The organism is Mycetocola sp. Y719 (assembly GCF_056713205.1).
On sequence record NZ_JBWYGY010000001.1, the window covers coordinates 612,033 to 624,314 of the forward strand.

Annotated in this window: 11 protein-coding genes; 6 read left to right on the forward strand and 5 right to left on the reverse strand. The window is 67.2% G+C overall.

The window, feature by feature from the left end; all coding sequences use genetic code 11:
* The first annotated feature begins 22 nt into the window (after positions 1–22).
* From AC1M0F_RS02780 to AC1M0F_RS02790, 3 genes are read left to right on the forward strand one after another with little or no spacing between them, the layout of a single operon-like run.
* Positions 23–991, forward strand: coding sequence for an iron-siderophore ABC transporter substrate-binding protein (locus AC1M0F_RS02780; RefSeq protein WP_480236674.1), 969 nt, complete (start codon positions 23–25; stop codon positions 989–991).
* The gene (locus tag AC1M0F_RS02785; RefSeq protein WP_480236675.1) at positions 972–3,077 is read left to right on the forward strand and encodes an iron ABC transporter permease; all 2,106 of its coding nucleotides are present in this window, start codon (positions 972–974) and stop codon (positions 3,075–3,077) included. The genes AC1M0F_RS02780 and AC1M0F_RS02785 overlap by 20 nt, the downstream gene beginning before the upstream one ends.
* Before the next feature lie 49 nt (positions 3,078–3,126).
* A complete protein-coding gene (locus AC1M0F_RS02790) occupies positions 3,127–3,600 on the forward strand; it encodes a nitroreductase/quinone reductase family protein (protein WP_480236676.1) in 474 nt (157 codons plus the stop codon).
* Here AC1M0F_RS02790 and AC1M0F_RS02795 read toward each other — a convergent pair.
* From AC1M0F_RS02795 to AC1M0F_RS02815, 5 genes are read right to left on the reverse strand one after another with little or no spacing between them, the layout of a single operon-like run.
* Complete coding sequence (locus tag AC1M0F_RS02795; RefSeq protein WP_480236677.1) at positions 3,589–4,236, reverse strand: TetR/AcrR family transcriptional regulator; 648 nt, start codon at positions 4,234–4,236, stop codon at positions 3,589–3,591. The two genes, AC1M0F_RS02790 and AC1M0F_RS02795, sit on opposite strands and share 12 nt — an antisense overlap.
* Positions 4,237–4,292: 56 nt before the next feature.
* Positions 4,293–5,984: a thiol reductant ABC exporter subunit CydC gene (cydC, locus tag AC1M0F_RS02800; RefSeq protein ID WP_480236678.1), complete on the reverse strand. Its 1,692-nt coding sequence runs from the start codon at positions 5,982–5,984 to the stop codon at positions 4,293–4,295.
* Positions 5,981–7,639 (reverse strand): thiol reductant ABC exporter subunit CydD, encoded by a 1,659-nt coding sequence (gene cydD / locus AC1M0F_RS02805; RefSeq protein WP_480236679.1) that lies wholly within the window; start codon positions 7,637–7,639, stop codon positions 5,981–5,983. Before cydD ends, cydC begins: the two co-directional genes overlap by 4 nt.
* A gap of 9 nt (positions 7,640–7,648) precedes the next feature.
* Positions 7,649–8,662: a cytochrome d ubiquinol oxidase subunit II gene (gene cydB / locus AC1M0F_RS02810; protein WP_480236680.1), complete on the reverse strand. Its 1,014-nt coding sequence runs from the start codon at positions 8,660–8,662 to the stop codon at positions 7,649–7,651.
* 9 nt (positions 8,663–8,671) lie between these two features.
* Complete coding sequence (locus AC1M0F_RS02815) at positions 8,672–10,084, reverse strand: cytochrome ubiquinol oxidase subunit I (RefSeq protein ID WP_480236681.1); 1,413 nt, start codon at positions 10,082–10,084, stop codon at positions 8,672–8,674.
* A gap of 131 nt (positions 10,085–10,215) precedes the next feature.
* Here AC1M0F_RS02815 and AC1M0F_RS02820 point away from each other — a divergent pair, with 131 nt between their 5' ends.
* Genes AC1M0F_RS02820 through AC1M0F_RS02830 form a run of 3 tightly spaced genes read left to right on the forward strand, consistent with a single transcriptional unit; the run spans position 10,216 to position 12,271 of the window.
* Positions 10,216–10,614 carry a BlaI/MecI/CopY family transcriptional regulator gene (locus AC1M0F_RS02820; RefSeq protein ID WP_480236682.1) on the forward strand — a complete coding sequence of 133 codons (399 nt, stop codon included), beginning with the start codon at positions 10,216–10,218 and terminating at the stop codon, positions 10,612–10,614.
* Between the two features lie 12 nt (positions 10,615–10,626).
* Complete coding sequence (locus AC1M0F_RS02825) at positions 10,627–11,565, forward strand: M56 family metallopeptidase (protein ID WP_480237351.1); 939 nt, start codon at positions 10,627–10,629, stop codon at positions 11,563–11,565.
* Between the two features lie 19 nt (positions 11,566–11,584).
* Positions 11,585–12,271, forward strand: coding sequence for a DedA family protein (locus AC1M0F_RS02830; protein WP_480236683.1), 687 nt, complete (start codon positions 11,585–11,587; stop codon positions 12,269–12,271).
* The last annotated feature ends 11 nt before the right edge of the window (positions 12,272–12,282 follow it).

The window sequence follows — 12,282 nt, forward strand, 5'->3', positions numbered from 1 at the left end:
CATCACCCAGCAAAGGACACGCATGACCACGCGCCCACTCCCCCTCATCGCCTCCGCAGCAGCGGCGGCCCTGCTCCTCGCGGGCTGCGGAACGACGGAAGCACCTGCGAGCCAGAAGGACACCGCGACGACCATCACCGTCACCGACGACCGCGGCGAGAAGATCTCCCTCAGCGAGCCCGCGACCGAGGTCGTCGCGCTGGAGTGGAACACGGCCGAGAATCTCGTCGCGCTCGGAGTGATGCCGGTCGGCGTCGCGGACGTCGATGGATACGGCACCTGGGTGAAGTCGGAGTCCCTGGACGAGTCGGTGACGGATGTCGGAATGCGCGGGGAACCGAGCATCGACTCCATCGCCGGACTCGCGCCCGACCTCGTCGTGACGACATCTGACCTCTCGGAAAGCGCCATCGCCCAGATCGAGGAGTTTGCTCCCGTCCTCGTCGTTCGCGGAGCGGACGCGTCCAACCCGATCGGCCAGATGGAGAAGAACCTCACCAACATCGCCGCCGCAACGGGCACGGAAGACAAGGCCGATGAGCTTCTCGCCGGGTTCGACGCGAAGGTCGACGAAGCCGCTGCGGCGCTGACCGAGGCAGGGGTGGATGGCGACGAGTTCGTCATGTCAGACTCGTGGGCCGCAGGAGGCCAGGTCTCGATCCGTCCGTTCGCCGAAGGCGCGCTGCTCTCCGCTGTCACGGAGGAACTCGGCCTCGTCAACGCCTGGACCGGTGAGGGCGACAAGGACTACGGACTCGGTTCCACCGACGTCGAAGGACTCACGTCGCTCGGGAACGTCCACTTCCTCTACATCGCCGGCGGCGGAGTCGATGCATACGGTGAAGAACTCGCAGACAACGCCGTGTGGACCTCTCTCCCGTTCGTGAAGAGTGGCAACGTCCACCGTCTCGCCGACGGTATCTGGATGTTCGGCGGTCCTTCGTCCATGAACGACTACATCGACGCGGTCGTTGCAGCAGTCACTGAGTAGCCCTCCGGCGACCGCCCGGCCCGTACAGGGGCCGGGCGTCGCGCGGAGCCGATGGTTCCGACTCGGTGCGCTCTTCGCCACGGGGCTCGCCACAGCGATCGTCCTCGCCGTCGTGCACCTCACGCAGGGAACCGCGGGAGTCGGCGGGCTCGACCTTCTCAGACTCCTGGGCGGGTCGGGCGACGACCAGGCCGGAGCCGTGCTCGTCTCCTCACGGCTCCCCCGGCTTCTCGCCGGGCTTCTCGTCGGTGTGGCGCTGGGTGTCGCCGGCGTCGTCATGCAGACGGTCGCCAGGAACGTCCTCGCCTCCCCCGATACGCTTGCCGTCAACGCAGGCGCGTATCTGGCGATCGTCAGCACAGCGGCCCTCGGCGTGACACTCCCGTTGCTGGCGCAGGGACTCGTGGCGTTCGCCGGTGGCCTGGCCGCTGCGGCACTCGTCCTCGGCCTGTCCGCTGGAGGCGGCAGCGGCACTGTTCGGCTGGTCCTCGCCGGGTCTGCGATCGCCCTGGCCCTGACAGCCCTCACCACGGTCCTCATCCTGCTTTTCACCGAGGAGACCACGGGGATGTACGCGTGGAGTGCCGGCTCGCTCGCGCAGACAGGCGTCGACGCCGTCTCCAGGTTCGGTCCGGTCGTCGCCGTCGGAGTGGCCGGCCTCCTCATCCTCGCGTCCAGGCTAGACGTCCTCTCGCTCGGAGAGGATGCGGCATCCGTCCTCGGTCTGCGAGTGCGCAACACCCAACTCGTCGCCGTGCTGCTCGCCGTCCTCCTCTCGGCGGCCGCAGTGACGGTCGCCGGACCGATCGGATTCGTCGGCCTGGCCGCTCCCGCGATCATCCGTCTGATCGCCGCACGGGTCCCCGGCCTGCAGCGCCACCTGCTGCTCATCCCCGCCTCAGCGCTGATGGGGGTCATCGTCGTCCTGGGTGCCGATGTCCTGCTGCGCCTCGTGTTCGGCGGGCAAGCCGGCGTCGATGTCCCGACCGGGGTCGTGACCTCCCTGTTCGGTGCCGTCTTCCTCGTGATCCTCGCCCGTCGCACCGGCGATGCGAGAGCGGGAACCCAGACCCAGAGCGGCGCACAGGGCAGGACGACGTCCGCGCGCACCCGACGCTGGATCCTCGTCGCGCTCACGGTTGCTCTCGCCCTCGTCTCCGTGGTCTCGCTGATGCTCGGTGACACGAAACTGCTCGCTGGTGACATCCTCAACTGGCTGACCGGGCAATCGGGTCCTGTCGTCAGTTTCGTGATGGACACCAGGCTCCCCCGCGTTCTCGCCGCCGTGCTCGCCGGAGCGGCCTTAGCGCTGTCAGGAACGATCGTGCAGGCCGTCGCCAGGAATCCCCTCGCCGAGCCCGGCATCATCGGGGTCACGGGAGGCGCAGGACTCGGCGCGGTCATCGTCATCACCCTCGCACCTGTCGCGAGTTTCTGGCTGGTGACGGCGGGCGGGCTGACCGGTGCGGCGCTCGCATCGGCGCTCGTCTTCGGCCTGGCGGCCTCCGGCGGGCTCAACAGCCAGCGGCTGATCCTCATCGGAATCGGTGTGTCTGCAGGAGCTGCCGCCCTGGTGAGCATGGTGATCATCTCGACAGACCCGTACAACGGCGCGAAGGCGCTCACCTGGCTGTCCGGCTCCACCTACGGGAGAACGCTGCCGCAACTCGTGCCTCTCGGCGTCGCGTTGGTCGTTTCGATCCCGCTGCTGGCCGTGGTCGATCGTGAACTCGACATCCTCGCGCAGGACGACGACACCCCGCGGCTGCTCGGCATCCGTCTCGGCAGGACCCGTCTCCTCCTGCTGTCCATCAGCGTCGTGCTCGCGGCGACAGCGGTCGCCGCCGTCGGTGTGATCGGATTCGTCGGGCTGGTGGCTCCGCACGCTGCGCGGGCGCTGGTGGGTGGACGCCATCGACTCGTCCTTCCCACCGCAGCCCTTCTCGGCGCGATCCTCGTCGGCGTCGCCGACACGCTCGGCCGGACCGTCATCGCGCCGGCGCAGCTCCCGGCGGGGCTTCTCACCGCCCTCGTGGGCGCACCGTACTTCGTGTGGCTGCTCTGGCGTTCACGGCGGGCGGGCTGACCGGGTGGTCGCGGGGCCCTCGTCCAGCCTGTACTCCTACACTGCGGTCATGAGCTTCAGGACGAGGATGACGGACGCGGGGATGCGTGCGATGAACATTGTTCACCGTGGCATTCTCGCTCTTTCCCGCGGCCGGCTCGGCTGGAGCGTCGGCCCCATGCTCGTCGTCGAACTGCACACGACCGGCCGCAGTTCCGGGCGTCGCCGGTCCACGATGCTCACCTCTCCCGTGCACAGCGGCGGGCGCTACGTCCTGGTGGCGTCCAAGGGCGGGGACGACCGCAACCCGGAGTGGTACGCGAATCTCAGCGCGAACCCTGACGTCGAACTGTCGATCAGAGGCGAGACGCTGCGATTCACCGCACGGACGGCATCCGAGGAAGAGAAGGCCCAGCTGTGGCCGCAGATCGTGTCCGCCTATCCCGGCTACGACGGATATCGGCGCCGGACCGCCCGGAACATCCCCGTCGTCATCTGCGAACAATCGGACGGCGGGGATCCGGAACGGGACTCAGTCGGCTGAGCCCTTCACGATCACCGAGATCAGCTCCGTGGCGTGGCTCAGCGTCTCGCGTGCCGACCGCGACGGCGGTTCGACCCGGCCTGGATCGTGCTCGGCGAAGATCCTCTGCAGGGTGTAGCGCAGCGCGGTGAATGCGAGCGCGACCACCATTCCGGCCTCGTCCCGCAGTTCGTCGACGGGGCGCCCCGCGCTGCGGAACCGGTCGAGCACGAGTTCGACCAGCTGGTTCTCCTGCGCGGTCATCCACTCCATCTGTTTGCCGAGGAGTTCAGGGGTGTTGGTGATGATGATGAAGCGCGACCGGAGGAGATCCGTGTCCTGGTCATCGATGATGGGAGCAGCCATCGCGGTGACGAGGTCAAGAACGATGTCGCCGCTACCCGCGTGGACGAACGCGTGCGCATCCTCTTCCGTCGTCATCGACGGCGCAGGGCCGAGGATGACGCCTTCCTTCGACCCGAAGTAGTTGAAGAATGTGCGCGGCGAGACCATGCTCGCATCGCAGATCATCTCGACGGTGACGTTGTCGTAACCGTGCTCGAGCGCGAGGCGGATCGCCGTCCGCTCGATCGCGGCGCGCGTGGCAGCGAGCTTGCGGGCCCGCAGTCCGTCGGTTCGTCCACCGTCATCTGTCATGATGCTTCTTTCTACCGCACCCGGTCGGGAGATCGCCTCACCCGTGCCGTCGCGGGTCAATCCGCGGGCTGCTCCGAGAGGATGCCGTCTGCCACGCGCACGCGGCGGTCGGCCAGTCCTCGCGGCACGTCTTCGTGCGAGATGAGAATGACCGTCCGATCGCCGCTCGCCGCGAGCAGGTCGTCCAGCAGCGAGCCGGCCAGGTCCGCTTCGACGTTCGCAGTCGGTTCGTCGAACACGATCACCGGGAAGTCGCGCAGCAGTGCCCTGGCCAGGGCGATGCGCTGCGCCTGCCCGCCAGAGACGAGCGCGCCTCGTTCACCGACGCGAGAGTCGAGTCCGCCCCGGTCGGCCAGCCAGCCGGAGAGCCCGACCCGGGCGAGCACCTCGAGCAGGTCGTCGTCCGTCGCGGTGTCGCGGGCGAAGAGCAGGTTCTGCCTGACGCTCTCGTCGAACAGATACGGGGTCTGTTCACAGAGCCCGACGATCGTCCTCACGGCGTCGTCTCCAATCGCACCGACCTCCTGTCCACCGAGCAGATAGCTGCCGTCGTGTGCGAGGAACCGCACGAGCACGTGAGCGAGCGTTGTCTTGCCCGAGCCACTGGCTCCCTCGATCAGCACGCGCTCTCCCCGACGGACGGTGAGTCGCGGAACGAGAAGCGCGGGCTCGGTCTGACCGGGCCAGCGCACGGCGACGTCGGTGAGATCGATGGCCGGAGCGTGAGGGTCCGGGTTCAGTGGTTCTCCGCCGGGGTTGTTGGAGAGCTCAGCGGGAGGGGTCGACGGCGCGAGCACGGTGATCCGCTCAGCGCTCGAACGGACCTGCCGCCACGCGCCGACCGCAAGCGGTACCGCCGCGATGATCTCGAACACGGCGAGCGGCACAAGGACGATGACGGCGAGTGCCGGTCCGTCGATTCCGCTCTCGCCCGGAGTCGCCAGAGCCGGGATTCCCGCGAGCAGCGCCCAGACGACGGCAAGACCGCCGAAGAGCGAGAGGACTGCAGCTGCCAGGCCTGCGCCACCTGCCCGTCGCGTCAGCGCCCGGGTGAGTGCCGCATCCGCCCGTGTCACGCGCTGCCGTGCCTCCTCTTCTGCGCCGTAGGCGATGAGGACGTCGAGGCTGCCGAGGTAGTCCAGCAGGGCATCCACCAGCGCACCCCTGTGCGGTGCGATGGACCGCTCGGCGGCTGCAGCGACCCTGCCGGCAGCAAGCCCGCCGACAACGGTGGCAGCGATCAGGCAGACGGCAAGCCCGACTGCAGCGACCGGCGAGATCAGCGCGACGACCCAGACCGCGATCGCCGCGACGCCGAGCGACGTCAGGAGGGGTTGCACGACCCGGAGGGGCAGGTTCTGGAGTTCGTCGACGTCGGAGACGAGTGCGGACAGCAGCGACCCCCTCTTCTTCGCGCCCAACCCGTCCGGCGCGAGCGGGAGAAGTCGGCGAAGGAGGTCGACGCGGACAACTTCCAGCTGGCGGAACGCCGCATCGTGGCTGGCGAGGCGTTCCAGGTACCGGAAGACGGCCCGTCCGAGCGCGAACGCACGGACACCGACAACGGCCATCGACAGGTACAGAATCGGGGGCTGCTCCGCCGCGCGGGTGATCAGGTAGGCACTCGTTGCGAGCAGAGCGACAGTCGACAGCGCCGCGAGGATGCCGAAGGCCACTCCGGTGAGCCAGCCGGCCGATCGTGGTTGCGCCGTGCGGAGCACGGCGGTGTGATCACGCAGTCCGGTCATCTCGTCACCACCGTGCTCGTGGCGAGGACGGGGACGACGGCATCCGCCGCCTCGATGACCGCCGTCCTGTGGCTCACCACCACGACGGCGACCCCGCGCCCGGCTACGGCACGGAGCCCGGAGACGAGTCGCTGCTCGGTCCCGTGGTCCAGCGCCGAGCTCGGTTCGTCGAGCATGAGCACGGCGCAGCCACTGGCGAGGGTGCGGTGGATCGCCCTGGCGACCGCGACGCGCTGAGACTGCCCCCCGGAGAGGCCCGATCCGGCAACACCGACGGGCGTGTCCAGCGCGATGTCCGGTGCCCCCGCAAGGTCGAGGGCTTCCCTGACGAGGTCGCGGTCGACGAGCGCTGTCCCGAGTGCGACGTTCGACGCGACGGTGCCGGCCACGAGCGAGGGTCGTTGCCCGGTCCATGCGAGCCATTCCCTCTCGGTCGCGTGCGGCGCGACGACCTGGTCGCCGACCCGGACGACGCCCGAATGCGGCGCAAACCCTGAGACTGCGGCCAGCAGGCTCGACTTGCCTGCACCGCTCGGCCCTGCGAGCACCGTCACGGTACCAGCGGCGAAACTCGCGGACACCGGCAGCGCCACCGGCCCGTCGCCGTAATCGACGGAGACGTCGGCGAGACTCAGCGGCCCGGATGCCGGAACGATCGCCTCCCCCGAGCCTTCGGTCGCGGTGTCCACACCCGTGCCGAGTCGGTCGTCATCGAGGATGGCGAAGGCGTCGTCGGCGGCGGCGACTCCCTCGGCGGCCGCGTGGAAGTTGGCTCCGACCTGGCGAAGCGGCAGGAACGCTTCCGGCGCCAGGAGGAGGACGAAGAGCCCGACGGAGAGGTCCATCGAACCGTCGACGAGACGCAGCCCGATGGACACCGCGACGAGCGCGACCGAGAGGCTGGCGGCGAGTTCGAGAACGAACCCGGAGAGGAACGACACCCGGAGGACCCGCATGGTCTCAACGCGGTACTCCCGGGTGATCGTCCGCATCCGGTCGATCTGACGGTGCTGCCTGCCGAAGATCTTGAGTGTGGCGAGTCCGCCGAGCATGTCGACGAACCTGGTCGAGAGGTCGCCGAGGACGCTCCACTGCCGGCGCTGCACGGCCTGGGTGGCCCACCCGATGAGGACCATGAAGACCGGGATGAGCGGCAGCGTGACGACGATGAAGACGGCGGAGACGACATCCTGGAGCAGGATCACGCCGACGATGACGGGGGTGACGATCACCGTGAGGAGCAGTTGGGGCAGGTACTTGGAGAAGTAGTCGTCGAGGGCGTCCATACCCCGGCCCAGCAGCGTGACGATCCTGGCGTCGCTGCGGCGGGCGAGCCACGCCGGCCCGAGCCGTCGTACTGCGGCGAGCACGGAGAGACGCAGTTCGCTCTTCACCCGGGCCGCCCCGTTGGCGGCGAGAAGTCCCTGGGCGTGGACGAGACACGCCCGCACCACGATGACGACGACGAGGGCACCGACCTGCGGCATGAGCTCATCGAGGCCTTGCCCGGCGATCGCCCCGGTGATGCACGCGGTGAGCAGCCACGCGAAGGCGATGATGCACGCCGTCGTCGCGACGCCGATCGCAGCGCCGCCGACGAGGAACCAGCGTGCGCTGACCGCGTATCGGAGGAGACGGGGGTCGAGGGGACGCACGATTACAGGCTAGTGCGCGGCACCGGCGCCGACCTCGATGTGCCCGCGGGTGACGCGCTTGCGGAAGATCCAGTAGGTCCAGGCCTGGTAGGCGAGGATCAGCGGCAGAAAGATCAGCGCCGTCCAGCTCATCACCTGGAGCGTGTACGGGCTCGACGACGCGTTCTCGATGGTGAGGCTGTTGGCCGGGTTGTTGCTGGCGGGCATCACCTCGGGGAAGAGCGAGGCGAAGAGGGTCAGGACGGCCAGCGCGATCGTTGCAGCCATCAGGCCGAAGGCGACCCCTTCCGCACCGCGGAGGTTGGCGACGAACGAACTCACCAGTGCGACTGCGGCCAGCACTGCGAGGATCGCCGCGGGGACGGTCCCGAACGCCAGCACGGTCCAGGCGAGGAAGACCGCGGCGACGAGGATCGTCACCACTCCGGCGCTGGATGCCAGCTTCCTGGCCCTGGCACGGATCTCGTCCTCGGTCTTCAGGGCGATGAAGAGGGCACCGTGCGTGAAGAACAGCAGCAGCGTCGTGAGCCCGCCGAGCAGGGCGTACGGGTTGAGCAGGTCGAAGAATGTCCCGATGTAATTGTGTCCTTCGTCGAGCGGCACACCCTGGACGATGTTCGCGAAGGCGACACCCCAGAGCAGTGCGGGAACTGCTGACCCGATCACGATCATCCGGTCGAAGCCGCGCTTCCACTCGAGGCCGGGTCGCTGGTGCCGGTACTCGAACGACACCCCGCGAAGGATGAGCGCAACGAGGATGAGGAGCAACGGCAGGTAGAACCCGCTGAACAGGGTGGCGTACCACTCGGGGAACGCCGCGAACAGCGAGGCGCCGGCGACGATGAGCCAGGTCTCGTTGAGGTCCCAGACCGGCCCGATCGTGTTGATGAGCACGCGCCGGTCCGTGTCGTCCTTCGACAGGAACGGCAGGTTCATCCCGACGCCGAAGTCGAAGCCGTCGAGCACGAAGTAGCCGACGAAGAGGAACGCGATGATGGCGAACCAGAGAGTTCCGAGGTCCATGATGTGCTCCTAGTAGACCGTCGTGTGGACGACGGGTTTGCCGGTTTCTTCATCGGTCGCCGGAACGTCGTCCGGCCCTTTTTGCGCCGCCTTCTTGATCAGCCCGAATTCGACGACGGCGAGCGACCCGTAGAGCAGGGTGAAGACCACGAGCGAGATGAGCACCTCGACGCCGGTAACACCGGGTGACACGCCATCCTCGGTTTTGAGGAGGCCGAAGACGAGCCAGGGCTGGCGGCCCATCTCGGTGAATGTCCAGCCGACGATCATGGCACCGAGCGAGAGCGGGAACGACCAGATCGCGGCCTTCCACACCCACGTGTTGCGCGGCATCCGACCCTTGCGGGTGAGCCAGAGCCCGACGACGGCAACGAAGATGTGCAGCAGCCCCAGGCCGATCATCCAGCGGAACGACCAGTAGGTGACCCATACGATCGGCGTGTAGTCGCCAGGTCCGTAGAGCGTGACGTACTGCGCCTGCAGGTTGTTGATTCCTTCGACCGTTCCGTCGAAGGTGTGGGTCGACAGGAACGAGAGCAGGTATGGGATTCGGATGGAGAACAGTTCGTGCACACCGTCAGGGGTTCCGAGGGTGAAGATCGAGAAGGATGCCGCTGCTCCTGTCGACGTGTTGTACATGGCCTCGGCCGCCGCCATCTTCATCGGCTGTGTCGCGACCATGGCCAGGCTGAGCTGGTCGCCCGCGAGCGTGGTGAGGGCGCCTGACACGACCATTCCCCAGAGGCCGAACTTCAGGGCTGGGCGCATCGTCTCCAGATGCTGGTTGCGCGAGAGGTGCCAGGCAGCCACCGTGATGATGAGCCCGGACGACACCATGAAACAGGCGAAGATCGTGTGAGGGAAGGCGGCGAGGGCGACGGGGTTTGTCAGCAGCTCGACGATGCTAGTGAGCTCTGCACGCCCCTTCTCCTCATTGATCCTGAACGCCACCGGGTTCTGCATGAACGCGTTCGCGGCGATGATGAAATACGCCGAGAGGATGCTCCCGGTCGCCACGATCCAGATCGTCGCGAGGTGGAGTTTCTCAGGGAGCTTGTTCCAGCCGAAGATCCACAGGCCGATGAACGTCGCCTCGAGGAAGAACGCGAGGAGTCCTTCGAACGCAAGCGGGGCGCCGAACACGTCACCGACGAATCGGGAGTAGTCGGACCAGTTCATGCCGAACTGGAACTCCTGGACGATCCCGGTGACGACACCCATGGCGAAGTTGATGAGGAAGATCTTGCCGAAGAAGTGGGTGAGCTGGAGGTAGTGGGCTTTTCCTGTGCGGACCCACGCCGTCTGGAAGATGGCCACCGTGAGCGCCATTCCGATGGTGATGGGAACGAAGAGGAAATGGTAGATCGTCGTCAAGCCGAACTGCCAGCGAGAAAGCAGCAGCGGGTCGAGTAGCTCGTTCACGTCACCTCCACAGCGAATTTCTACACCGTGTAGAAACGTCGTGTTTCGAGTCTATGGCCCATTTCTACGTCACGTAGAACATTTTTCTACGTTTCGTAGAAGATGTCTCGACGTCGCGGTATCGTTGACGCATGGCAACACTGGGAGATCTCGAACGTGCGGTGATGGACGTTCTCTGGAGCACGGACGGCGCGCTCAGCGCCAACGACCTCAAGGAGCGACTCGACGCATCCGATCGGGCGGGCGCGCGCGAGGTCGCCGTCACGACGGTCCTCACCGTTCTCTCCCGCCTCGAAGCCAAGTCGTTCGTGTCCCGCGACCGGTCGTCGAGGCCCCACCTCTACCGCTCGGTCACGACGCGGGCGGAACATACCGCCGGCCTCATGCACGAGGTACTCGGGAGCGCTCCCGACCGGGAAGCCGCTCTCGCGCGATTCATCGGGCAGGTGTCCGCCGACGAGGCCGAGACGCTGCGTGCCCTCCTGGGCAGTTCGACCAGCGGCGGACGAGAGGCAGGCACCCGACAGTAAACTCCGAAGGTGATGTTGTTCGCCTCGGTGGTACTCGCGTCCCTCGCCGTACTGCTGGCGTGGCCCGTTCCGCTGCTCCTCGCTCGAGCGGAGTGGCCGGACAGGGCGCCGGGGACCGCGCTCGTCCTCTGGCAGTCCATCGCCCTGGCCGGCGGACTCTCGATGATCGGTTCCCTCGTCACGTACGGGCTCATCCCGTTCGGCGAGAACCTCTTCGGCGGATTGTCATCGCTCATCAGCCACTTCTTCGCCGGGACCCTGCCCGAGACGGCGAATCTGGCCCACATCTTCGCGTTATGCCTTGCGGTGCTTCTTGCCGGGCACCTCCTCCTCAACCTCGGGCTGACCATCGCTCGGACCCAGCGCCAGCGCAGTCGGCACCTCTCCCTGATCAACCTGTTGAGCGCGCCGATGCCTGACCGGCCGGGCACCAGGGTGCTTGACCACCCGGCGCCTGTCGCCTACTGCCTGCCCGGCGTCACCCGCTCCGTCACCGTGCTCTCCGAAGGACTCATCACCCTTCTTGACCCACAGCAGCTGCAGGCGGTGATCGCTCACGAGCGTGCGCACCTCCGCCAGCAGCATCACCTGGTCCTGGTCGCATTCAAGTCCTGGCACAGCGCCCTGCCCTGGTTCCCGATCGCCAACCGTGCCGAGAATGCCGTCGGGCTCCTGGTCGAGATGCTCGCCGACGATCAGGCACGCCGAGTGGTCGACGACGAGACGCTCGCCACGGCCATCGCCCTCGTCGCCTCGGAGGGAACAGACCGACCGGACGAGTCCACGCTCGAGCACCTGCACGCGGGAGACAGCGCGCCGGGGTTCGCCGGCCGACGGGTGCAGAGACTCATGGTCAGCGCCCCGCCACTCTCCGCAGCCGCGCGGATCACCGTCCTCACCTGTTCCGTAGCGCTTCTTCTCGTGCCCACCCTCCTTCTCGTCATCATCTGATTCGCCTAGGCTCAGTCGCGTGAACGAGACACTCAGCTGGATCCTCGACCTCGTTCAGAGCGTCGACCCGGTGCTCCGCACCGCCCTGGCAGGGTTCGCGATCATGCTGGAGACATCCGTCCTCGTCGGGCTCATCGTTCCGGGCGACACGGTCGTCATCGTGGCGAGCACCGCTGTCGAGGGCCCACTGCAGTTCGCATCACTCGTCGTCGTCGTGGTGATCGGCGCTCTCATCGGGGAGAGCATCGGGTTCGCGCTCGGTCGATTCTTCGGCCCGAGGATCAGGGACAGCAGGCTCGGGATGTGGATCGGCCCCGCGCACTGGGCCAGGGCGGAGAACTATCTCGATCGCCGCGGCGGAATCGCGGTCTTCATCTCGCGGTTCCTTCCCGTGCTCCACTCCCTCATTCCCCTGACGGTCGGAATGAGCACGATGAGCTACCGCAAGTTCATCTCCTGGACCATCCCCGCCTGCATCATCTGGGCGGTGACCTATGTGTCCGTCGGATCGGCTGCGGCGGGTACCTACCGTGAACTCGCCGATCAGCTTCACTACGCCGGCTACATCTTTGTCGGCATCATCGCCGCGTTCCTCGTTCTCATCCTTGTGGTCAAAAAGGTGCTGCACCGGAGCCAGGAACGCCACATGCACAGCACGGAAGATTCCGGCACCAGAGCCGCCGACGAGGACGAGGTCGCTTCGTAGCAACCGCGGCA

What these genes read in the sequence shown, in the direction of transcription:
- AC1M0F_RS02780 (WP_480236674.1), top strand. Translation starts at nt 23, where the DNA reads ATGACCACGCGCCCACTCCCCCTCATCGCCTCCGCAGCAGCGGCGGCC.
- AC1M0F_RS02790 (WP_480236676.1), top strand. Translation starts at nt 3,127, where the DNA reads ATGAGCTTCAGGACGAGGATGACGGACGCGGGGATGCGTGCGATGAAC.
- AC1M0F_RS02795 (WP_480236677.1), bottom strand. Translation starts at nt 4,236, where the DNA reads ATGACAGATGACGGTGGACGAACCGACGGACTGCGGGCCCGCAAGCTC.
- cydC (WP_480236678.1), bottom strand. Translation starts at nt 5,984, where the DNA reads ATGACCGGACTGCGTGATCACACCGCCGTGCTCCGCACGGCGCAACCA.
- cydB (WP_480236680.1), bottom strand. Translation starts at nt 8,662, where the DNA reads ATGGACCTCGGAACTCTCTGGTTCGCCATCATCGCGTTCCTCTTCGTC.
- AC1M0F_RS02820 (WP_480236682.1), top strand. Translation starts at nt 10,216, where the DNA reads ATGGCAACACTGGGAGATCTCGAACGTGCGGTGATGGACGTTCTCTGG.
- AC1M0F_RS02825 (WP_480237351.1), top strand. Translation starts at nt 10,627, where the DNA reads ATGTTGTTCGCCTCGGTGGTACTCGCGTCCCTCGCCGTACTGCTGGCG.